General features: G+C 54.0%; 23 protein-coding genes. 11 read left to right on the forward strand and 12 right to left on the reverse strand.

All coding sequences use genetic code 11. The features are described 5' to 3' along the window. The coding region (locus L6J37_RS20580; protein ID WP_237796436.1) for an IS256 family transposase at nucleotides 1–613 on the forward strand (613 nt) is incomplete at its 5' end. A gap of 94 nt (nucleotides 614–707) precedes the next feature. On the opposite strand, the gene L6J37_RS20585 is transcribed toward L6J37_RS20580, so the two are convergent. The 4 genes from L6J37_RS20585 to L6J37_RS20600 form a co-directional block, all read right to left on the reverse strand. After that, nucleotides 708–1,310, reverse strand: coding sequence for a thiol:disulfide interchange protein DsbA/DsbL (locus L6J37_RS20585; protein ID WP_192017628.1), 603 nt, complete (start codon nucleotides 1,308–1,310; stop codon nucleotides 708–710). Between the two features lie 72 nt (nucleotides 1,311–1,382). Continuing rightward, entirely contained in the window at nucleotides 1,383–2,372 is a 990-nt protein-coding gene (locus L6J37_RS20590) for a serine/threonine protein kinase (protein ID WP_192017627.1), read from the reverse strand. A gap of 95 nt (nucleotides 2,373–2,467) precedes the next feature. Beyond that, nucleotides 2,468–3,898, reverse strand: a complete 1,431-nt coding sequence (ccoG, locus tag L6J37_RS20595; RefSeq protein WP_192017626.1) for a cytochrome c oxidase accessory protein CcoG — start codon at nucleotides 3,896–3,898, stop codon at nucleotides 2,468–2,470. A 178-nt stretch (nucleotides 3,899–4,076) separates the two neighbouring features. Continuing rightward, nucleotides 4,077–4,343, reverse strand: coding sequence for a YihD family protein (locus tag L6J37_RS20600; protein WP_237796437.1), 267 nt, complete (start codon nucleotides 4,341–4,343; stop codon nucleotides 4,077–4,079). Between the two features lie 163 nt (nucleotides 4,344–4,506). Between L6J37_RS20600 and L6J37_RS20605 the strand changes: the two genes are divergently transcribed. Then, nucleotides 4,507–5,301 (forward strand): sporulation protein, encoded by a 795-nt coding sequence (locus L6J37_RS20605; protein WP_192017624.1) that lies wholly within the window; start codon nucleotides 4,507–4,509, stop codon nucleotides 5,299–5,301. Nucleotides 5,302–5,420: 119 nt separating this feature from the next. Next, complete coding sequence (gene trhA / locus L6J37_RS20610) at nucleotides 5,421–6,089, forward strand: PAQR family membrane homeostasis protein TrhA (RefSeq protein WP_192017623.1); 669 nt, start codon at nucleotides 5,421–5,423, stop codon at nucleotides 6,087–6,089. Between the two features lie 20 nt (nucleotides 6,090–6,109). Here trhA and L6J37_RS20615 read toward each other — a convergent pair whose 3' ends face one another. The 5 genes from L6J37_RS20615 to def form a co-directional block, all read right to left on the reverse strand. Then, nucleotides 6,110–7,555 carry a TrkH family potassium uptake protein gene (locus L6J37_RS20615; RefSeq protein ID WP_237796439.1) on the reverse strand — a complete coding sequence of 482 codons (1,446 nt, stop codon included), beginning with the start codon at nucleotides 7,553–7,555 and terminating at the stop codon, nucleotides 6,110–6,112. Between the two features lie 6 nt (nucleotides 7,556–7,561). Next, nucleotides 7,562–8,992 (reverse strand): Trk system potassium transporter TrkA, encoded by a 1,431-nt coding sequence (trkA, locus tag L6J37_RS20620; RefSeq protein ID WP_327078759.1) that lies wholly within the window; start codon nucleotides 8,990–8,992, stop codon nucleotides 7,562–7,564. A gap of 92 nt (nucleotides 8,993–9,084) precedes the next feature. Beyond that, the gene (gene rsmB / locus L6J37_RS20625; RefSeq protein ID WP_218386705.1) at nucleotides 9,085–10,383 is read right to left on the reverse strand and encodes a 16S rRNA (cytosine(967)-C(5))-methyltransferase RsmB; all 1,299 of its coding nucleotides are present in this window, start codon (nucleotides 10,381–10,383) and stop codon (nucleotides 9,085–9,087) included. 137 nt (nucleotides 10,384–10,520) lie between these two features. Beyond that, nucleotides 10,521–11,465 carry a methionyl-tRNA formyltransferase gene (gene fmt / locus L6J37_RS20630; RefSeq protein WP_237796440.1) on the reverse strand — a complete coding sequence of 315 codons (945 nt, stop codon included), beginning with the start codon at nucleotides 11,463–11,465 and terminating at the stop codon, nucleotides 10,521–10,523. Nucleotides 11,466–11,480: 15 nt separating this feature from the next. Further along, on the reverse strand, nucleotides 11,481–11,990 hold the full coding sequence (gene def, locus L6J37_RS20635) for a peptide deformylase (RefSeq protein WP_046222118.1): 510 nt from the start codon (nucleotides 11,988–11,990) through the stop codon (nucleotides 11,481–11,483). 264 nt (nucleotides 11,991–12,254) lie between these two features. Between def and L6J37_RS20640 the strand changes: the two genes are divergently transcribed. The 4 genes from L6J37_RS20640 to L6J37_RS20655 are packed head-to-tail and all read left to right on the forward strand — an operon-like array spanning nucleotide 12,255 to nucleotide 15,093. Continuing rightward, nucleotides 12,255–12,938, forward strand: a complete 684-nt coding sequence (locus L6J37_RS20640) for a hypothetical protein (protein ID WP_237796441.1) — start codon at nucleotides 12,255–12,257, stop codon at nucleotides 12,936–12,938. Beyond that, entirely contained in the window at nucleotides 12,931–14,025 is a 1,095-nt protein-coding gene (gene dprA / locus L6J37_RS20645) for a DNA-processing protein DprA (protein WP_237796442.1), read from the forward strand. The genes L6J37_RS20640 and dprA overlap by 8 nt, the downstream gene beginning before the upstream one ends. Before the next feature lie 2 nt (nucleotides 14,026–14,027). Continuing rightward, nucleotides 14,028–14,501 carry a DUF494 family protein gene (locus tag L6J37_RS20650; RefSeq protein ID WP_027251705.1) on the forward strand — a complete coding sequence of 158 codons (474 nt, stop codon included), beginning with the start codon at nucleotides 14,028–14,030 and terminating at the stop codon, nucleotides 14,499–14,501. Between the two features lie 31 nt (nucleotides 14,502–14,532). Continuing rightward, nucleotides 14,533–15,093, forward strand: a complete 561-nt coding sequence (locus L6J37_RS20655; protein ID WP_237796443.1) for a DNA topoisomerase family protein — start codon at nucleotides 14,533–14,535, stop codon at nucleotides 15,091–15,093. A 91-nt stretch (nucleotides 15,094–15,184) separates the two neighbouring features. Here L6J37_RS20655 and L6J37_RS20660 read toward each other — a convergent pair whose 3' ends face one another. Then, nucleotides 15,185–16,309, reverse strand: coding sequence for a 5-(carboxyamino)imidazole ribonucleotide synthase (locus L6J37_RS20660; protein WP_237796444.1), 1,125 nt, complete (start codon nucleotides 16,307–16,309; stop codon nucleotides 15,185–15,187). 2 nt (nucleotides 16,310–16,311) lie between these two features. Continuing rightward, a complete protein-coding gene (gene purE / locus L6J37_RS20665; protein WP_027251702.1) occupies nucleotides 16,312–16,800 on the reverse strand; it encodes a 5-(carboxyamino)imidazole ribonucleotide mutase in 489 nt (162 codons plus the stop codon). A 199-nt stretch (nucleotides 16,801–16,999) separates the two neighbouring features. On the opposite strand from purE, the gene tsaC reads away from it, so the two are divergent. From tsaC to L6J37_RS20685, 4 genes are read left to right on the forward strand one after another with little or no spacing between them, the layout of a single operon-like run. Then, the gene (gene tsaC, locus L6J37_RS20670) at nucleotides 17,000–17,557 is read left to right on the forward strand and encodes an L-threonylcarbamoyladenylate synthase type 1 TsaC (protein ID WP_192017615.1); all 558 of its coding nucleotides are present in this window, start codon (nucleotides 17,000–17,002) and stop codon (nucleotides 17,555–17,557) included. Between the two features lie 7 nt (nucleotides 17,558–17,564). Next, nucleotides 17,565–18,467 carry an oxygen-dependent coproporphyrinogen oxidase gene (gene hemF, locus L6J37_RS20675; RefSeq protein ID WP_192017614.1) on the forward strand — a complete coding sequence of 301 codons (903 nt, stop codon included), beginning with the start codon at nucleotides 17,565–17,567 and terminating at the stop codon, nucleotides 18,465–18,467. A 56-nt stretch (nucleotides 18,468–18,523) separates the two neighbouring features. Next, on the forward strand, nucleotides 18,524–19,363 hold the full coding sequence (gene aroE / locus L6J37_RS20680; RefSeq protein WP_218386685.1) for a shikimate dehydrogenase: 840 nt from the start codon (nucleotides 18,524–18,526) through the stop codon (nucleotides 19,361–19,363). Between the two features lie 8 nt (nucleotides 19,364–19,371). Further along, complete coding sequence (locus tag L6J37_RS20685) at nucleotides 19,372–19,635, forward strand: DUF1488 domain-containing protein (RefSeq protein ID WP_161445829.1); 264 nt, start codon at nucleotides 19,372–19,374, stop codon at nucleotides 19,633–19,635. Here L6J37_RS20685 and L6J37_RS20690 read toward each other — a convergent pair. Then, complete coding sequence (locus L6J37_RS20690) at nucleotides 19,622–20,176, reverse strand: gamma carbonic anhydrase family protein (RefSeq protein ID WP_218386679.1); 555 nt, start codon at nucleotides 20,174–20,176, stop codon at nucleotides 19,622–19,624. The two genes, L6J37_RS20685 and L6J37_RS20690, sit on opposite strands and share 14 nt — an antisense overlap. Between the last annotated feature and the right edge of the window lie 321 nt (nucleotides 20,177–20,497).

The following is a 20,497-nucleotide window of genomic DNA, read 5'->3' on the forward strand; positions in this document are numbered from 1 at the left end:
CCTGTCTGAAAATGAAGGCGCACATTACTGGCTCAGCGTGCTGACCGACCTGCAGAACCGCGGCGTCAAGGACATCCTGATCGCTTCGGTAGACGGCCTGAAAGGCTTCCCGGAAGCCATTGAAACCATCTACCCTGAGACGGAGGTGCAGATCTGCGTTATTCACCAGATCCGCAACTCCATGAAGTACGTTGCGAGCAAGAACCAGAAGGCCTTCATGGCAGATCTCAAGTGTGTCTACAAGGCCGCCACACAGAATGCTGCTGAGCAGGCGCTGGACGAGCTGGAAGCAAAATGGGGCAAACAGTATCCGTTGGTCATTAAATCCTGGCGCAGCAAGTGGGACAATCTGTCGGTATACTTCAAGTATCCCGAGCAGATCCGGCGGGCTATCTATACCACTAATGCGGTTGAGGCGGTACACCGTCAGTTCCGCAAGCTGACAAAAACCAAGGGTGGCTTCGCCAACGAAACCAGCTTGCTGAAGCTGCTTTATGCGGGGATGTTGAAGGCTTCCGAGAAGTGGACGCACCCGGTACAGAACTGGAATCTGACGCTATCCCAGTTGAGTCTCCACTTCCCGAACAGGGTTGATCAATATGTGGATCTGTGACTTATGCTGACACAGAACTATGAACACCCTCACCCGATGATGTATTCAGACACAAAAAAGGGCCTTTCGGCCCTTTTTCACAAAGAAAGCAAACTTACTGCTTGAGCAGGAAGTTGATCAGCTCGAAGTATTCATCGGCGGATTTCACTTTGTCGGTTTTCACCAGGTATTTGTTGTTGACCACCACGGCTGGTACACCGGTCAGGCCGCTGTCGCGGAAACCTTTGTTGAAACGGTTGACCATAGAGTTGACGGCGAAGCTGTTGAAGGCGCCGTCGAAGTCTTCGGCTTTCACGCCGTTATCCAGAAAGATCTGGCGCAGCTCTTCATCGTTACGCGGCGGTTTGTTTGCCTGATGGATCTGGCTGAACAGTACCGGGATCATTTTGTCATCAATACCCAGGGTGACCGAGGTCGCGTAAGCCTTGCTCATGGAGGTGCCCATGTTGCCGCCCATGAAGGAGACATGGCTTTTCTGGAACTTGGCGTTGTCCGGGATTTTGGTTTTCAGCTGTTGGATCAGCGGTTCAAAGTTAAAGCAGTGCGGGCAGTAAAACGAGAAAAATTCGTTCACAACCGGTGTGGATGATTTTGGCAGTTCCAGCACCTGATAGTAATCGCCTTCGCTAAACTTGGCGGCATGCGCGGAAAAAGAAAGCAGCGCTGCTGTTGCCAGCGCAAAAAGTGTTTTAAACATGTAAGGGTTCTCCCTGAAAAATCAATACAATACCTTTTACAGGTACGGCTGTTCGGATTCAAGTCAGACTGATTACCATTGCGGCATCAGCTGCAGTGGCGGCTCTTCAAGGGCAGCCAGTTGTTCTTTAATGGCCAGTACCTGACCTTCCCAGTATTTTGCATCAGCAAACCAGGGGAATGCACGCGGGAAAGCCGGATCCTGCCAGCGTTTTGCTAGCCATGCCATGTAATGCACCAATCTAAGACCACGTAATGGTTCAATAAGTTGCAATTCACGCGGATCAAAATCGGCAAATTCGCCATACGCTTCCAGCAGGGTATCCAACTGCATCAGCTGATCCTGGCGGCTGCCGTTTAACAGCATCCATAGATCCTGCACCGCCGGGCCGTTTCGCGCATCGTCTAAGTCGACAAACAGTGGGCCGTCGCGCCACAGTATGTTGCCCGGATGGCAGTCACCGTGAATACGTTGCGACTGCCAGTCGCTGTGCCAGCGTTCGCTCAATAAGGCGATAAGGCGGTCCAGATCGCCGAAAAAAGCCGATTCCAGATGCGTCGGGATAAACCCGGACTGCTCCAGAACGAGCCGGGGCTGAACCAGATATTCTTCCAGGCCGATGGTCGGTCTGTGGCTGAACAGGGTGCGCTGACCGACTTTGTGGATGCGGCCCAGGAAGCGGCCGACCTGCTCAAGCTGGTCTGCATTATCGACTTCAAACTGGCGGCCGCCGACGCTGGGAAACAGCGCGAAACGGTGGTGTTCATAGTGGTGCAGGGTTTGGCCGTTCATGACCAGGGGCGCTGCCAGCGGAATTTCCTGCGCAGCCAGCTCGGCGGCGAAGTCATGTTCTTCCTGGATCTGGGCGTCACTCCATCGCTGCGGACGGTAGAATTTGGCGACGTAGCGGCGGCCGTCATCACTGCTGAACTGGTAGACCCGGTTTTCATAACTGTTGAGGGGCAACAGTCCCGATGAGGCATAGATGCCCGTGCTCTCCAGCGCATTGAGCAGTAAGTCCGGTGTCAGATCAGCAAAGCTGAAATCATCAAGTGCTGTCATAGTGGTACAGCCATGGTTATAAATGTCGCATCAGTATACAGCATAATGAAAAAGGGCCGTAATCGGCCCTTTATTTCCTGATTGGCGTGAGGTGGCTATCGTAACTCGCCGATAAAGCGGCTGTCGGTCACCAGACGCTTTGTTTCCTCGCTGCCCTGATGTTCCATGATAAACCGGATATCGACAATTGGTCGTTCCAGCTCATAAGGGTCAACACCCAGGCTTATCGGCAGGGTAAATACTTCACCGGCATTGACATTAACCTGCTGAGGGCCATACCACTGGGCATTGTCCAGACCTTCAACCTGCAGCTGATAAGTGGCATCCTGCTGGGTTTTATTGAGAATTTTCAGGGTGTAGGTATTCTCGACCAGCCCTTCGGTATTGATACGGAACAGCTGGTTACGGTCGCGGATCACATCCAGTCCCATAGGCTGTACGGAAACCACCAGATAGGCCATCAGGCCGAACATCGCCAGCATCACAGCGCCGTAGCCGATCAGTTTTGGCCGCATGACATGGGTTTTCTTGCCTTCCAGCTTGTGCTCTGTGGTGTAAGTGATCAGATCGCGCGGGTAGCCCATTTTGTCCATCGTCTGGTTACAGGCATCCACACAGGCACCGCAGTTAATGCACTCATACTGCAGGCCATCCCGGATATCGATCCCGGTCGGGCAAACCTGCACGCAGAGGTTACAGTCGATACAGTCACCCAGCCCCTGCGCTTTATGATCGGTTTTGCGTGAGCGCGGGCCGCGTTTTTCGCCTCGGGCAGCATCATAGCCGACGATATAGGTGTCTTTGTCGAACATGGCAGACTGGAATCTGGCATATGGACACATGTGAATACAGACGATTGAACGCATCCAGCCAGCGTTGCCATAGGTGCAGAAGGTGAAGAACAGCACCCAGAACACGGCCAGGAAGCTGGCACTGAAGGTGAAGAAGCCGGGGACTAATTCACGGATAGGCAGGAAATAGCCGACGAAGGTCAGGCCGCTGATCAGGGCAACCAGCAGCCAGGCAATGTGCTTGAGTGTTTTACGCACGACAAGATCGGCGGTCAGTGCCTTGTTGTCCCGAGAGCGGCGCTTGTTGGCCGGCCCTTCCAGTTTTTCCTCAAACCAGATGTAAATGAAGGTCCAGACCGTTTGCGGGCACATATAACCACACCAGACCCGGCCGAGGAAGGTAGTGACAAAAAACAGCGCAAAGGCTGCGACCATCAGCAGGCTGGCCAGTAACATCAGATCCTGAGGCCAGAAAGTGGTACCAAAAATGTTGAACTGCTGGCGGCCGATATCAAGCAAAATTGCTTGCCTGCCATTATAGGTGATCCACGGCAGTATCAGGAACAGGCCCATCATTAACCACCCCATACGCTGGCGCAGCTGCTGATAGACCCCTTTCATGGCCCGCACATAAATACGGTTACTCGGGTTGAAGCGGTCGTCGCCGCCTTTATGGGTCTTAGGATTGTACTCTTTGGGAGTGACGTCCTTAATTTTGATTCTCTCTTGATTCATGGCATTGCATTCCTTGGGCATAGCCAGTCTGTACGCTGGCAGATGTGCCCGGGTGCATCGCCTGGGCAATCATAAATTCAGGTGCTATTGGCCCTGATAGTAATAAGCTCGGATTATACATTATCTAACTGGTTGAATATTCTACCTCGCTCAAATAATGCGCTTAAGGTTTTTGGGGTTATTTGATGATCCCTCTGGCTTGGAGTATGGCGGTTTTGAAATCTGGCTCGCAGTCTTTCGCCAGGCCAGGAATCATGGCCTCTCGCTTTTCCTGCCGCATTTTCAGCTGATAAATCAACATATCATCGCTCACATCGATCAGTGATCCTTGGAAGCCGGCTTCGTTTGCCAGCTGTGCCATGATCTCTGCCAGGTTTAAATCCGGGAAATGCTGCCAATAAGGCTTGAGTAGTGCCAGCAGTTCAGCAATGCGGTGCTCAGCCATTATCTGGCTCCTTTTCTTAAGCTTACTTTTAGTGGGGATTATACCAGACGGCTTTGCCTGAACCCAAACGCTGTCAGTTTCAGTACATGCCTTGCTCAACCAGAATTGGCTATATAAACTGGTTTCATACTTCGTTACGGATGAATACGGACAAGGAGCCATTATGTCGCTTTTTCATAAAACACTGGCCAGTTTCGGTTTGGGTGGTGCCAGAGTTGATACAGTATTGGAAACCGAAGTGCTGATCCCGGGTCAGGCTCTGCCCGTTCGTGTTGAGGTCAAAGGCGGCAAAGTTGCGCAGGCGGTGGATAATGTGCATTTGTATCTGTGCTGCAGCTTTGAAGATGAGCAGGCTGTCAGCCGGGGTGACAGCGAACGGCGGATGGAAAAAATCACCCGAACACATACTCTGGCACAGTGGCATTTGCCGCAGGCCTTTACGCTGGCTGCCGGTGAAGATCGCCAGTTTGACTGCCGGTTTGAATTGCCGCTCAACACCCCAATCACTATCGGTTATTCGGGTGTGTGGCTGGAAACGCACCTGGATGTGCCATCGGCCTTGGATCCCAAAGATAAAGACTCCCTGACCGTGCGGCCGGATCCTTTGCTTGACGGTGTGTTTACTGCCCTTGAGCAAGCAGGACTGCGTATATTACAGGTGGAATGTGAAGCGGTGCGCGGTTTTGATCTGCCCTTTGTGCAGGTGTTTGAGTTTGTACCTGTTTCTGGCCCCTTTCATGGCCGTTGGCGTGAACTGGAGTTGATCACTCAGCGTGAAGATGACTGCCTGAAGCTGTGGTTCTCGATTGATCGTCGTCAGCGCGGGGTGGGTGGATTGCTGTCGGGCCTGCTCGGCAGCAGTGAGCTCAAACGCCAGTTGCGTTTGCCGTTGGGGCTGTCTCCGTCAGAAGCCGGGGAGCGGGTGATAAGGTATCTGGAGCAGGTCGACGATCTCTGAGTCACGCACCATGAATACAGCTAACTGTGCTGTCACGGCGGTGTCATAAAATTCAGCTTACACGTGTAAGCTAAACTGTGCCATACTGCTGGAAAGTTCAGAGACAACGGATAGCATTGATGGGCAAGCAACAAAAAATGGCGTACTCGGTAGCTGAGGAAATCGCCAACAGCCTCAGTCACGGCGCCGGGATGATTTTCGGCATAGTCGCTCTGGTGATGCTGCTGATGCGGGCAGTGGAAGTGAATGCCGATGCGCTCAGTGTGGCCAGCCTGAGCATTTATGGCGCCAGCATCATTTTACTGTATCTCGCCTCCACCCTGTATCACGCTATTCCGTTTGAGCGGGCAAAGCGCGTTCTGAAAACCTTAGATCACTGTGCGATCTACCTGCTGATAGCCGGCACTTACACCCCTTTCCTGTTGATTACCCTGCGGACGCCGCTGGCGGTGACGCTGATGGCCGTGATCTGGGCGGTAGCCTTGCTGGGGATCATGTTCAAAGTGGTGTTTATCTATCACTTCAAGCGTTTATCTCTGGTGATCTATCTGGCGATGGGATGGTTGTCTCTGGTGGCTGTGTATCCGCTGGCGATGGCCATGTCGGCGGCCGGACTGATATGGCTGGCTGTAGGCGGTGTGGTGTATTCCCTTGGCGTGGTGTTCTACGTCAATCAGCGGATTCCCTACAATCACGCCATCTGGCATCTGTTTGTGCTGGGCGGCACGGTCTGCCATTTTCTGGCTATTTACTGGTATGTGGCGCCAACGGCCGGGCTGCCGGGTTAGACCCGGCAATGTGCAACGGGTCAGTTTTTCCAGAAAGCCGGGAATGCCAGTACCAGTACCGTCAGGATCTCCAGGCGACCCATCAGCATGCCGAGGCTGAGGATCCATTTGGCGGCATCCGGCAGGGAGGCGAAATTACCTGTCGGGCCAATAATAGTGCCCATGCCCGGCCCCACATTGGCCACGGCTGTGACTGAGCCGCTGATACTGGTGATCGGATCTAATCCCAGCATCGCCAGTAATGCGGCAATAATGATGATGGTCATGATGAAGGTCAGGGCGAAGGCCACCACAGAGCGGACAATCGCATCTGTGACCGGTCTTTGATTATACCGCTGAATAAACACCCCTGACGGGTGGATCAGCTGCATCAGCTGTTTGCGCAGCAAGGCGATGGCAACCTGAAAACGGAACACTTTGAAGCCGCCGGCAGTCGATCCTGAGCAGCCGCCGACCAGCATCATGAAGGCAAATACCACGGTCGGAAATGCGCCCCAGGCGGTAAAATCTTCCAGCCCGAACCCTGTCGTGGTGATCACGGAAACGATATTGAACATCGCTACCCGAATGGCATGACTGAAATCATACCCATTTTGCCAGCACAGCCAGAGCGCGACCATCAGGCTGACTATCAGGACAGTGACCGTGTACCCCCGGACCTGCGCGTCCCGCAGCAATGAAGCCGGCTGCTTTTTGCGCAGCACCTGCACAAAGAGCAGAAACGGCAACCCGCCGGCAAACATAAACACAACGGCTATCCAGTGCGCTGCCGGTGAGAAGTGGTTCATCGAGCCGTCTGAGGTGGAATAACCACCGGTTGATAAGGTGGTGAAAGCATGGTTGACCGCATCGAAGGTGTTCATGCCCGCTGCCATATAGCCGAGAATACACAGCCCTGTCAGACTGAGATAGACGGTCACTATGTTGGAGGCTACGTTTTTGGTACGCGGGGAACTTTTCTCCGACCAGTCCGAAGACTCGGTCTGGAACAAGCGCATTCCGCCAACGTTCAGCATTGGCAAAATAGCCACCCCCATCACGATAAAGCCGATCCCGCCCAGCCATTGTAAGGTGGAACGCCACAGCAGAATGCTGGGGGCCATGTCATCGAGCCCGCTCAGTACCGTTGACCCTGTCGTGGTGATGCCCGACATGGTTTCGAAATAGGCGTCGGTAAAACTGATGTGGTTAATCAGCATAAAGGGCAGCGCGGCAAACGCACTGGCGACAGTCCAGACCAGAGTGGTCAGCAGGAACATGTCCCTGACCCCGAGCTTGAAATCTGTGACTTTGCCGAAGGTCAGGCAAGCAAATGCCACGATATGGGTAATGATGACTGCGGTTGCAAAATCAATGAAACCGCCCGAACCGGTCAAAAATGCCAGAATGGTGGGCAGGTACATAAAGAGGGCGATCTTGGACAAGACCAGCCCTATGACAAAGATGATCGGACGAAGATTAACCATAGCTGCTCAGAGGAAGAATGGACTGGGCTGGAACAGACGTTCTACATCCGGGATGTACTTCTTGTCGACCAGGAACATGACCACGTGGTCGTCCTGTTCAATCACGGTACGGTCATGAGCAATCAGTACTTCTTCACCGCGCACTATGGCGCCAATAGTGGTGCCCGGCGGCAGCTTGATATCCCCTATGGCTTTGCCAACCACTTTCGAGGTGCTGGCATCGCCGTGCGCTATGGCCTCAATCGCTTCTGCCGCTCCGCGCCTCAGCGAGGAAACGTTGACGATATCGGCTTTACGCACATGGGTCAGCAAGGCAGAAATCGTGGCCTGCTGCGGCGAAATCGCAATATCGATGGTGCCGCCCTGCACCAGATCGACGTAAGCGCCGCGCTGGATTAGCACCATCACCTTCTTGGCACCCATGCGTTTGGCCAGCATGGCCGACATGATATTGGCTTCGTCATCGTTGGTGACGGCGATGAAGACGTCTATCTGCTCGATATGCTCTTCGCTCAGCAGTTCCTGATCAGAGGCATCACCACAGAAGACTATGGTGTTGGTCAGCATTTCCGATAAGCTTTCCGCCCGCTGCGGGTTGTGCTCAATCAGCTTCACGCTGTAGCTGTTCTCCAGCCTTTTCGCCAGACCGGCACCTATGTTACCGCCCCCGACTATCATCAGCCGCTTGTAGGGTTTTTCCAGTCGCTGCAGCTCACTCATCACTGAACGGATATGGTTGCTGGCGGCGACAAAAAATACTTCATCATCGGCTTCGATAATGGTGGTCCCCTGCGGACGGATAGGCCGGCCCTGACGGAAAATTGCCGCGACACGGGTATCGACGTGCGGCATGTGCTCACGCAGTGCGGACAGTGCATTACCGACCAGTGGGCCGCCGTAATAGGCTTTTACCGCCACCAGCCCAACTTTATTATCGGCAAAGCCCACCACCTGCAGCGCCCCCGGATAGGCAATCAGGCGTTCGATATAACCTGTCACCAATTCTTCCGGCGCAATCAGGTGATCGACCGGCACTGCGTCGGTATGGAACAGCTGATGTTTTTCTTTGAGGTATTCCGGTGAACGGATACGGGCCACCCGGTTCGGGGTATTGAACAGAGAAAAGGCGATTTGACAGGCAATCATGTTGGTTTCGTCAGAATTGGTGACTGCGACCAGCATGTCTGCGTCCTGCGCGCCGGCATCCCTGAGGGTGCGGGGATGGCTGGCATACCCCTGCACTACCCGCAAATCGTATTTGTCCTGCAATTCGCGCAAGCGTTCAGGGTTGGAGTCGACAATAGTGATGTCATTGTTCTCGCCAACCAGGTTTTCTGCCAGCGTACCGCCGACCTGGCCTGCGCCAAGAATGATAATTTTCATAGCTGATGCCTGATGAGTGTTCTCAGATCCTTGCTGTTTGTCGTTAGGGTACACTGAGTTGGCGAGAGAAGCAGCAATTTCAACCCGTTTGCACAAAGACTTAACCTTGCTTTGCGGAATACGCAGGGACTTCTCTCACCACGGGATCAGACCGTCAGGCGTTTCTCCAGCACCGCGTAATAGAAGCCGTCCATGTCCTCTTCACCTGGCAGGATTTGGCGCCCTGGCGCATCAGGGGTGCCGTTCTCTGTCCCTTCGGCCAGCACAGCGTCTGGCGTGCGCGACAGGAAGGCTTTCACTTGCTCGCGGTTTTCCTGCGGCAGGATGGAGCAGGTAGCGTACACCAGCGTGCCGCCCGGTTTCAGCTGTTGCCACATGGCATCCAGAATTTCTGCCTGCAGGGTCGCCAGTGCCGCAATATCGTCGGCGCGGCGCAGCCATTTGATGTCCGGATGGCGGCGGATCACCCCGGTTGCCGAACACGGTGCGTCGAGCAAAATCCGGTCAAAGGCACTGCCCTGCCACCATTGCTGCGGGTAACGGGCATCGGCGCACAATACTTCTGCGTCCAGTTGCAAGCGCTGCAGGTTGTCTTTGATTCTCAGCAGGCGCTGCTCATCACAGTCGATGGCGACGACACTGGCGCCCGGCTCGCGCTCCAGAATATGGGCGGTTTTGCCGCCCGGCGCGGCGCAGCAGTCAAGGATCAGCTCGCCGGCCTGTGGCTTGAGGTAATCGACCGCCAGCTGTGCGGCGGCATCCTGCACTGATACCCAGCCATCGGCAAAACCCGGCAGCAGCTGAACATCGCAGGCGCGCTCCAGTTTCAGCGCATCGCCGGCCTGTGGATGTACAGTCGCTCTGATGTCTGTGCCGTCCAGCAGGGCCAGGTACTGATCCCGGCTGTGGTGACGGCGATTCACCCGCAGCCACATCGGGGCTTTGGTGTTGTTGGCGGCGGTCACAGCGTCCAGTTGCGTCGGGTAGTGCTCGCGCAACAGCTTGAGTAACCAGCCTGGATGGCCGTATTTACCGGCATCATGGCTCATCGCTTGCTGATCCAGCTCTTCTTGCTGACGCTGATAGTTACGCAAAATAGCGTTGATCAGGCCACGCAGCTGAGGCTTTTTCAGTGTCTTGGTTGCATCGACTGTCTCGGCCACGGCGGCATGCGCTGGTATGCGCATATACCCGAGTTGGTACAGACCGACCAGAATCAAATGATGAAACACACGTTGTTTGCCTTTCAGCGGCTTGTCCATCAAGGATTGAGTGACAGATTCCAGGCGCGGCAGCCAGCGCAGCACGCCGTAGCAGATTTCCTGCAGCAGGGCGTGGTCACGGGGTTTGATACCCTGTTGCGCCGCCGGCAGAGCAGTAGCAAGCGATTGGCCCTGATCCACCACCTGATAGATCACCTCGGCCGCAGCAGCTCTTACATTCATGATTGAATTCCTGACTAGATGAGCTTATGACAGTTTACTGACTGCCATGGTTGCCGCGTGAGCGGCGAATGAAAAAGCCAGCGCAACAGCAAATCTGCTGTTCACTGGCTAAAAAACGTTTGCAGGGGCACGGCTGTTTATAGCACGGCACCCGGGGTAAACCACTCGCGGCGTGAGTTCAGCAGATCCTGAGCTGCCATGGCTTTCTTGCCCGGCGGTTGCAGTTGTACCAGACGCAACGCGCCTTTTGCGGTGGCAACCACTATGCCATGTTTGTCGGCTGACAAAATGGTGCCGGGCGCCTGGCCCTGGTTATCGGCTTCCACTTCGGCCTGCCAGACTTTGACGTTTTGCTCTGCCACGGTAAAAAAGCTCATCGGCCATGGATTGAAGGCGCGAACACAGCGCTCAATCGTTTCGGCGTCCATGGTCCAGTCGATTTTCGCTTCTTCTTTGCTGAGTTTTTCTGCGTAATTGGCACGCTCGTCATTTTGTTTTTCCGCCACGGCACGGCCTGCGGCGATATCGTCCAGGCAGCTCAGCAGGGTGTCCGGTCCCAGTTCGGCCAGTTTGTCGTACAGGCTGGCGCTGGTATCTGTTGCGACAATCGGCAGTGAGGCGATTTTCAGCATGTCGCCGGTATCCAGACCTTCATCCATCTGCATGATGGTGACACCGGTTTCGGCATCCCCCGCCCAGATAGAGCGCTGGATTGGCGCTGCTCCCCGCCAGCGCGGCAGAATCGAGCCATGGACATTAATACAGCCCAGACGCGGGGTATCCAGTACCACTTTGGGCAGGATCAGGCCGTAGGCCACCACTACCATGAGGTCGGCATTCAGGGCGGCCAGTTCCTGCTGGGCGGTTTCATCGCGCAGGGTTTTCGGCTGGTAAACCGGGATATGCTGTTCCAGCGCCAGGTGTTTGACCGGGCTGGCGGTGAGTTTCTTACCGCGACCGGCAGGCTGATCCTGACGGGTGTAAACGGCTATAACCTCGTGCTGTGAAGATAATAACGCCGCCAGATGACGGGCGGCGAAATCAGGCGTACCAGCAAATACGATACGTAAAGGTTGGCTCAAGATAACCTCGGCTTCTTAGACTTGCTCTTGGTAGCGCTTCATTTTTTCCAGCTTTTTCTGGATACGCTGACGCTTGAGAGGTGACAGGTAATCAACGAAAAGTTTACCGGCCAGATGGTCCAGCTCGTGCTGTACACAGATAGCCAGCAGATCGTCGGCTTCAAAAGTGTATTCCTTGCCGTCACGGTCCAGTGCGCGCACTGTGACTTCCGCGGCGCGGGGAACCAGCGCACGGGCGCCAGGTACCGACAGGCAACCTTCTTCGATGCCGTCTTCGCCGCGTTTTTCCAGGATTTCCGGGTTGATCAGCACCATGGGCTGGTTGCGTTCTTCCGAGATATCAATGACAACGATTCGCTGATGAATATCAACCTGTGTGGCCGCCAGGCCGATACCATCTTCGTCATACATAGTGTCCAGCATGTCATCGACGATTTTCTGGATTTCAGGCGTGACCGCTTCGACTGGCTTGGCGACAGTACGCAGGCGATCATCAGGGAAAGTTAACACGTTTAAAACAGACATAGATTCCCGTAAATATTGACGTATAAAAAAGGACAATAGCTTATTTGCTCTAATTCTAGTCATTTTCATCATCAAAGAACAGCTTTCGACGCCTTTGTCTGCCGGACAACCGGCTGTGATACCGGCCGTCAGTACCATTACCGGTACGATGAAACCCGAATCTGAAAGCGAGAATTCTGCCGCAAAGATCCAATCATCAAATAGTAACAGACGTCTTTGCCTGACAAGCTGCAGTATGAGTGTAGCGAGAAGGGATTATTGACGATGCGTATGTGTGTATGGCTGAGTGTGTTGTGGCTGTCGACGCTAACGCCGGCCGTTGCCGGATTCGGGTTGCCGGGGCGTTTAGTAACCGCCGAGCAACTGGGATTAGCCCCGAGAGTGATACCTGTGATGAACGGGCGTCAATACCTGACCCACGAAGATGAACTCCTGGTCAAAGAAGTGCTCGAGAATGGCAGTATCTGGCATATCTATCGTCCGACGCGGGCATTTAGCACGACTGAACCTTCCTATCATTCCGCCGCCGATGTGTGGGGTATGCTGCCGGTGGCCAGCGTCACAGTGGTGACCAATGATGATCAGGGCAGCCGGCTGGCCGTTACCGCAGGGATGCAGGAAATCCGCCCGGGTGATCGCCTGCTCAGGCCCACGGCTCCCCATTCAGCCGAGCAGTCCGATGTCCCTCCGAAGGCTGTCAGAGTGCTGGGAGGTTTGCAGGACCACCATTATATGCAGGACTGGCTGGTGCTGGATCACGGCGCGGAGCACGGTCTGGAGCCCGGTCAGCGCTGGCGGATTGAGCATCAATTGCTGGGACAGCGGCTGGTGGCCGATGTGGAAATTGGCGACACCCTTGACCAATTCAGCCTCGCTCAGGTCATTAGCAGTCAGGGTCCGATAAAAATCGGCGATATCGCTAAACGCATTGATCGCGAACATGAGTGACAGGGAAGACTGGCTGGCACTGGCGGCAGTGCCCGGCTTGGGCGGACAGCGGATCCAGCAATTGTTAGATCAGGCCACAGTGACTGAGATTCGCAAAATGCCCGAATCGCACCTGATGGCAATGGGGCTCAAAGGGTCGCAAATCTCCCTGTTGCGCCAGCCGGACAGCAAGCGCTTGCAAGAAGCTCTGCGCTGGTGCGAGCAGGATAATCAACAACTATTAGTATTAAGTGACCCGGCTTATCCTCGCTTGCTCAAGGAAATCAGCTCACCGCCGCCTGTCCTTTTTATTCGTGGAGAACCACATTGGCTCTGTGAACCGCAACTGGCGATTGTCGGCAGTCGGCATGCCAGTCTTGACGGCCGTGAGGCGGCACGGGAGTTTGCCGCAGCTATGGTGGCAGCGGATTATGTGGTGACCAGTGGCCTGGCGCTGGGGGTCGATGGTCACGCCCATGACAGCGCACTGAAAAATGGCGGTGCGACTGTGGCGGTGCTGGGCTCTGGCCTGGGACGCATCTACCCCGCGGCCCATCGGGAACTGGCGGGTCTGATTGCGGAGCAGGGAGCCTTGGTCTCCGAGTTCTGGCCGTCAGAACCCCCCAGACCGCAGCATTTTCCCCGCCGCAACCGCATTATCAGCGGACTGTCCGTCGGCGTTCTCGTGGTGGAGGCCGCACTCAAGAGCGGCTCGCTTATCACAGCACGCTATGCGCTGGAGCAAGATCGCGATGTGTTTGCACTCCCCGGCTCTATTTATGCACCAGGCAGCAAAGGCTGTAACGCGCTGATCAAATCCGGTGCTAAACTGGTGGAAAGCCCGGTCGACATCTTTGAGGAGGTTGGCGCACTCACCCACTGCGCAAAAAGTAGTCAAATGAGCGTATCGCTGCCACATCCTGAAAATGAGCAATTGCCATTTAATGCGGTGTTGGCTAACGTAGGCAATGAAGCAACACCCGTAGATGTGGTTGCTGAACGTTGTGATCAACCTGTCCATGAAGTAATGACGCAATTGCTGGAGTTAGAATTGCAAGGGGTTATCACTTCAGTGCCCGGTGGCTATATCAGATCGAGGAGGGGCTAGTCATGATGGATATACTCATGTACCTGTTTGAAACCTATATTCACAGTGACGCTGAATTAATGGTAGATCAGGACGAACTGTCCGAAGAATTGCTACGCGCAGGATTTCACCAAGAAGATATTTATAAGGCTCTGAACTGGCTAGAGAAACTTGCAGCGCTGCAAGATACCGACCACACCCCTTATATGAACACCAGTGCGGTAACCTCGATCCGTGTTTATACACAGGATGAGATGAATCGTCTGGACGTTACTTGTCGTGGTTTTCTGACTTATCTGGAACAGATCCATGTACTGAGTTCTGACACTCGGGAGATGGTGATAGACAGAGTTATGGAGCTGGAAACGACAGAATTTATACTCGATGATCTGAAGTGGATTATCCTGATGGTGCTGTTTAATGCGCCAGGCAATGAAAGCGCCTACAGCCAGATGGAAGAACTGCTTTATGGTGCAGAGGACGGCTATCTTCATTAATTGCGACATAACAGAAGCGAAGGCCTGAGGTATGGCCAGTAAAATTAACCCTGAGCTGTTTTCCCACCAGGTTCACCAAGAGACGCCCTGCCCTCAATGCGGGGCGGCTCTGTTAATGCGCCATGGAAAACACGGTCCCTTTTTAGGTTGCAGCGCCTATCCGGCCTGCGATTACATCAAACCGCTGCATCAGAATGATGGTCATATAGTTAAAGAGCTGGGCGTGCCTTGCCCCGAGTGTCAGCATGAGCTGGTCCTGCGCCAGGGACGCTACGGTATGTTCATCGGCTGCAGCAATTACCCAGAATGTCACCATATAGAAACGCAAAATGCGCCACCTGCAGAACCGCAACAGCATACTTGGTTATGTCCTGAATGCGGCACTGGCCATCTGGTGAAGCGTAACAGTCGTTACGGCAAGGTGTTTTATGGCTGTGATTGCTATCCCAAGTGTAAATTTGCCGTCAATGCGCAGCCCGTTGCCGGAGAATGTGAAGCCTGTGGCTATCCGTTGCTGGTACAAAAAAAGCTCGCCAACGGTGAGAAACACCAGTGTGCTAACCGTAAGTGCCAGCATATCCAGTCGTCCTGATCTGGCGGCCTTTCCTTTGGAACAGCGGCTGTTAAGTCTGGATGACTCGTTGAAAGGACGCAGACAGCTCATGCCGCCTGCGTATAAAGGTTTAGTTGCGGTATTGCTGCAGGGCCGGGAAAGTGTGAGGGTTTAAGATCTCTGCCAGCGAAGCAAGGCGCGATTCCAGCTGGCTGTTGTTGTCGGCGCAGACATTGATATGCCCCATCTTGCGCCCCGCGCGTTTTTCCTTGCCATACCAGTGAATATGGCAGCCCGCCATGGCCAGCAGGTCTTCAGGCAGGGTGTCTTCCCCCAGAATATTGATCATAGCAGTGTGACGAATCAAATCCGTGCTGCCCAGTGGCAAGCCGCACACCGCCCGTATATGGTTTTCGAACTGACAGGTTTCCGCGCCCTGCTGGGTCCAGTGTCCTGAATTGTGCACCCGGGGAGCAATTTCATTCACCAGCAGTTGGCCTTGTACATCAAAGAATTCCAGCGCCAGTACGCCGACATAATCCAGGCTGTCCGCAACTGCGGTGAACATCTCTTTGGCTTGTTGTTGCAGCTCAGGGCAATGGATTGCGGTAGACAGGCTCAGTACACCATCGGTGTGCACATTTTCTGCTAACGGATAGACAGCAATGTCCCCGTTTTTGCCACGGACACCCACTAAAGAGACTTCACGATCAAAAGGCACGAACTGTTCAGCCACAATAGCCTGAGTCGGGGTGGAGGCAATGCATTGTGCCATTTCCGGCCAGATAAGATCAGCATCGGCGGAATCTTTCAGCCGCCACTGGCCTTTGCCGTCGTAGCCGCCCAGGGCACTTTTCAGCACCATAGGGACACCGACATGTGCATTGGCGGTGTTTAAGTCGTCGCGGCTTTGAATCACAGTGTATCGGGCATTTTTTACGCCGGCCTTATCCAGCAAGGCTTTCTCAATGCGTCGATCACCACCGGCTTTGATCGCCGCTGTCGCCGGCAGGAACTTTCCGCTTTTCTCGCAAGTATCCAGGATATCATGCGGGATATGCTCGAACTCTGCGGTGATGACGTCGCACCGGGCAATCGCGCTATCCAGTCCGTGGCCGAGCACGGTTTGCGTCAGCGGGTGCATTATGTTTTCGCTGTTTACGTCGTAGGCGATAACATCAATATTTAACGGGGCACCAGCCAGTGACATCATGCGGGCCAGCTGCCCGGCACCTAAAACCAGAACCTTTTTCATTATCATGCGTCCTCAGACGGATCTGGCTGGCTCAGCACTGTGTCAGTCTGCTCTTTGCGGAAGGCATCTATCGCTGCCATCACGCCGGCATCCTGAGTGCCTATGATTTGTGCTGCCAGTAAACCGGCATTGGCCGCGCCCGCTTCACCAATGGCCAGTGTTCCTACCGCAACACCTTTTGGCATCTGAACAATCGACAGCAGCGAGTCCATGCCTTTCAGCGCACGTGACTGCACAGGTACGCCAAGCACCGGCAGGCTGGTGAAAGCGGCGGTCATGCCCGGAAGGTGGGCGGCACCGCCAGCCCCTGCAATAATCACTGAAATGCCGCGCTGGTGAGCGGTTTCGGCGTATTCGGCCAACAGGTGCGGAGTCCGGTGTGCGGAAACAACTCTGGTTTCGTAGGCAATATTGAAGCGATCCAGCATCTCAGCTGCATGTTGCATGGTTGGCCAGTCAGATTTTGAGCCCATGATAATACCGACTTTCATCCCGAACTCCTTAGGGTTATGTTAATCAGGCAAGAGGGTTTGCCGCGCATTATACGGAGATTTTTCCTTAAGGAAAACGTTTGCGTCGCGGTCTGGGGCGTAATTGATGCAGTTCGCTGAGATTGAGTTAAAATAACGACCCAGAGAATAACAGCCGTCGCCAGCGGGTCTGGTGCGGTATCAAGCCATTGAGGACAGTGTGGATAATTTAAGCCAAGTGGTCACCGCGTTACAGCAAGGTGAAGTGATAGCCTATCCGACAGAAGCCGTCTTTGGGGTGGGCTGCGATCCCGATAATCCGGAAGCGGTTGCCAGGCTGCTGGCTCTGAAGCAACGGCCGATAGAAAAAGGGCTTATTTTGATCGCAGCCGATTATGCCCAGCTGGCGCCCTATATAGATGACAGCCAGCTTACCGATGAGCAGAAAGCGCGCATATTGGCCACCTGGCCGGGTCCGGTGACCTGGGTCATGCCAACCAAACCCCAGGTACCGGCCTTTCTGACCGGGCAATTCACCACCATTGCGGTTCGGGTGACGGACCATCCGCTGGTGCAGCAGCTGTGCCGTGAATTTGGTAAACCGCTGACCTCGACCAGCGCGAATCTGACTGGCGAACCGCCTTGCCGGACAGTTGATGAGGTGGTATCCCAGTTGGGCGATCACCTGAGTACCATCCTGCACGGTGAAACGGGCGGCCGTGACAATCCGTCTGAAATTCGCGATGCTGCCACAGGGCACATTTTTCGACAGGGATAACTTACGCATGCAAGACGTTAACAAACACGCCGTGAAGGCGTTCTTACTGGAGCTGCAAGATACCATCTGCCGGGCACTTGAAGCGCAGGATGGTCAGGCCAGCTTTGTCGAAGACAGCTGGGAAAGAGAAGAAGGTGGTGGCGGCCGCAGCCGGGTGTTGCGTGATGGTGCAGTTTTTGAGCAGGGCGGCGTCAATTTCTCCCATGTTTTTGGCGCCCAGATGCCGGCTTCGGCAACAGCTCACCGGCCTGAACTGGCAGGACGCCGCTTTGAGGCGATGGGAGTTTCTCTGGTGATCCATCCCAAGAATCCCTATATCCCGACGTCTCATGCCAATGTCCGCTTCTTCATTGCCGAAAAAGAGGGCGAAGATCCGGTCTGGTGGTTTGGTGGCGGCTTTGACCTCACTCCCTTTTATCCGTTTGACGAAGACTGCCGTCACTGGCATCAGGTGGCCAAAAACATATGTGCGCCTTTCGGCGATACTGTTTATGCCGATCATAAAGCCTGGTGTGATAAATACTTCTTTCTGCCACATCGTCAGGAAACCCGAGGTGTCGGCGGCTTATTCTTTGATGATCTCAATCAGTGGGGATTTGAAAAGTCCTTTGCTTATATGCAGTCGGTGGGTATGGGTTTTCTGGATGCTTATCTGCCTATAGTGGACAAACGCTGCCCTACCCCTTACGGTGAGCGTGAACGTCAATTCCAGCTATATCGCCGTGGCCGTTATGTCGAATTTAACTTGGTGTATGACCGTGGTACCTTATTCGGCCTGCAAAGTGGCGGGCGCACTGAGTCTATTTTGATGTCTATGCCTCCTCTGGCACGGTGGGAGTATTGCTTTCAGCCAGAGCCAGATTCACAGGAAGCCCGCTTGTGCGATTACCTGACTCCCCGAGACTGGTAGTCCGGCGCCGGTGAATATTAAGTAAGTGATTAAGTGATAAGGAAGACACAGCAGCCATGAATCAGGCCAAGGATAAATATGTCGTATTCGGTAATCCGATTGCTCAGAGCAAGTCACCGTTGATTCATACCCTGTTTGCGCGTCAAACAGCACAAGACATGGTGTATGAAGCCCGGCTGGCACCTGTGGAGGGTTTTCAGGCTGCCGCGGATCAGTTTTTCTCTGCCGGAGGGCGTGGTTGTAATATTACTGTGCCTTTTAAAGAGCTGGCTTTTACCTATGCCACACAACTGACAGAACGGGCGCAATTGGCCGGCGCCGTGAATACGCTGAAGAAACTGGATGATGGCGGTATTCTCGGGGATAACACGGATGGTGAAGGTCTGGTGCAGGATTTACTGCGAAATCAGGTTGCAATCCAGGGGAAGCGCATCCTTCTTATAGGAGCAGGAGGTGCGGCGCGTGGTGTCATTTTGCCTTTGCTGGCACAGGCCCCTGCCAATCTGGTGATTACCAACCGAACCTTTACCAAAGCAGAAGAATTGGCCGCCATGTTTGCCGCTTATGGCGAGGTTGCGGGTATGGCATTGGGTGATCTGGCTGATGCGCCGCATTTCGATGTGATCATCAATTCGACCTCTGCCAGCCTGAGCCAGTCGCTGCCGGGGATTCCTTCTTCCCTTATTCATCCTGAAGTAGTGTGCTACGACATGGTTTATGGCCAGGAGCAAACGACATTTAATCAGTGGGCAGAGACATTAGGAGCCCGCCAGGTGATTGATGGCTTGGGTATGCTGGTGGGTCAGGCTGCCGAGAGCTTTATGCTGTGGCGAGGCATGCGGCCCGGTACCGAACAGGTACTGCGCGAGTTGCGTCGTACTTTACAGGCAAAGTAGAGAATTCTATGAATCAAGATATTTTATTTGCCGACTTGCAGAGCTGGGACAGTGAGCGCCAGGCGGTGTGTTTCCCTGCACAGCAGGCCGGAGCGTTAATTCGTTGCTGGGTCAGGTTGGACTGGTTAGAAAAGAAAGCCGAGATGGCACTGACCGATGAGGCGGCCATTTTAGCCGCCTTTGCCGAGTACCGTTTTGATCTTGAAGAGCTCGCCGAATCTTCGATTGACGAAGAAAACTTCAATCAAGACGGCGAAATCATGATTGGCTGATCTTATTCTCTTCCAGATACTCGTCTTTTAGTCGGACATAGTTATCGGCTGATTGCGGAAGAAATGCTAATTCAGCATCGGTTAATGGCCTCGCCTGTTTGGCGGGGCTGCCGACATACAAATAACCGCTTTGCAATACCTTGCCTGGCGGCACTAAAGTCCCTGCCCCGATAATCACATCATCTTCGATCACTGCCCCATCAAGAAGAATAGCGCCCATCCCTATCAGGATCCGGTTACCCACCCTGCAGCCATGGAGCATAGCTTTGTGGCCAATTGTCACATCATCGCCAATAATAAGAGGATGGCCATCAGGGTTGCTGTTGCTTTTTCGGGTGACGTGCAAGACAGTCCCATCCTGTACGTTGGTACGCTCTCCTATCTTGATATGGTTTACGTCACCCCGTGCTGCCACCAATGGCCAGATACTGCTGTGGTCGGCCAAGTGAATATCTCCTACCAGTACGGCTGATGGGTCGATATAGACTTCTTCGCCTATTGTGGGAGTGATTCCTTTATATGACCGGAGTGAGTTTTGCATCTGGTTACCTCGATTATCTGGAGCAGGATTACTGAGTCTCGGAACTTCTCCGGTGTTTATACCACCAAAACCACAGGGGGTTGTGTGAATCTTGGTCGCTTGGGCGAAAATGACAAAATTATTTCAACTTAGCTATTGCCAACGTGATCGAACTCTCTATAATGCCGCCTCACTGACACGGCAGAGCAGCAAACTTAAGTGCTAGGCAGTGTAAGCGGTTAGAAAAACAAATTGAAAAAAGTGTTTGACACTTCACTTCGATTGGTTAGAATGGCCGCCCGTTTCGAGAGATTAATCACAAAGATTTATATCGGAACAAGC

The sequence above is a fragment of the Photobacterium sp. WH77 genome (assembly GCF_022014395.1).
Lineage (GTDB): Bacteria > Pseudomonadota > Gammaproteobacteria > Enterobacterales > Vibrionaceae > Photobacterium > Photobacterium arenosum.

What these genes read in the sequence shown, in the direction of transcription:
- L6J37_RS20585 (WP_192017628.1), bottom strand. Translation starts at nt 1,310, where the DNA reads ATGTTTAAAACACTTTTTGCGCTGGCAACAGCAGCGCTGCTTTCTTTT.
- L6J37_RS20590 (WP_192017627.1), bottom strand. Translation starts at nt 2,372, where the DNA reads ATGACAGCACTTGATGATTTCAGCTTTGCTGATCTGACACCGGACTTA.
- ccoG (WP_192017626.1), bottom strand. Translation starts at nt 3,898, where the DNA reads ATGAATCAAGAGAGAATCAAAATTAAGGACGTCACTCCCAAAGAGTAC.
- L6J37_RS20600 (WP_237796437.1), bottom strand. Translation starts at nt 4,343, where the DNA reads ATGGCTGAGCACCGCATTGCTGAACTGCTGGCACTACTCAAGCCTTAT.
- L6J37_RS20605 (WP_192017624.1), top strand. Translation starts at nt 4,507, where the DNA reads ATGTCGCTTTTTCATAAAACACTGGCCAGTTTCGGTTTGGGTGGTGCC.
- trhA (WP_192017623.1), top strand. Translation starts at nt 5,421, where the DNA reads ATGGGCAAGCAACAAAAAATGGCGTACTCGGTAGCTGAGGAAATCGCC.
- L6J37_RS20615 (WP_237796439.1), bottom strand. Translation starts at nt 7,555, where the DNA reads ATGGTTAATCTTCGTCCGATCATCTTTGTCATAGGGCTGGTCTTGTCC.
- rsmB (WP_218386705.1), bottom strand. Translation starts at nt 10,383, where the DNA reads ATGAATGTAAGAGCTGCTGCGGCCGAGGTGATCTATCAGGTGGTGGAT.
- def (WP_046222118.1), bottom strand. Translation starts at nt 11,990, where the DNA reads ATGTCTGTTTTAAACGTGTTAACTTTCCCTGATGATCGCCTGCGTACT.
- L6J37_RS20640 (WP_237796441.1), top strand. Translation starts at nt 12,255, where the DNA reads ATGCGTATGTGTGTATGGCTGAGTGTGTTGTGGCTGTCGACGCTAACG.
- dprA (WP_237796442.1), top strand. Translation starts at nt 12,931, where the DNA reads ATGAGTGACAGGGAAGACTGGCTGGCACTGGCGGCAGTGCCCGGCTTG.
- L6J37_RS20650 (WP_027251705.1), top strand. Translation starts at nt 14,028, where the DNA reads ATGATGGATATACTCATGTACCTGTTTGAAACCTATATTCACAGTGAC.
- L6J37_RS20655 (WP_237796443.1), top strand. Translation starts at nt 14,533, where the DNA reads ATGGCCAGTAAAATTAACCCTGAGCTGTTTTCCCACCAGGTTCACCAA.
- L6J37_RS20660 (WP_237796444.1), bottom strand. Translation starts at nt 16,309, where the DNA reads ATGAAAAAGGTTCTGGTTTTAGGTGCCGGGCAGCTGGCCCGCATGATG.
- purE (WP_027251702.1), bottom strand. Translation starts at nt 16,800, where the DNA reads ATGAAAGTCGGTATTATCATGGGCTCAAAATCTGACTGGCCAACCATG.
- hemF (WP_192017614.1), top strand. Translation starts at nt 17,565, where the DNA reads ATGCAAGACGTTAACAAACACGCCGTGAAGGCGTTCTTACTGGAGCTG.
- aroE (WP_218386685.1), top strand. Translation starts at nt 18,524, where the DNA reads ATGAATCAGGCCAAGGATAAATATGTCGTATTCGGTAATCCGATTGCT.
- L6J37_RS20685 (WP_161445829.1), top strand. Translation starts at nt 19,372, where the DNA reads ATGAATCAAGATATTTTATTTGCCGACTTGCAGAGCTGGGACAGTGAG.
- L6J37_RS20690 (WP_218386679.1), bottom strand. Translation starts at nt 20,176, where the DNA reads ATGCAAAACTCACTCCGGTCATATAAAGGAATCACTCCCACAATAGGC.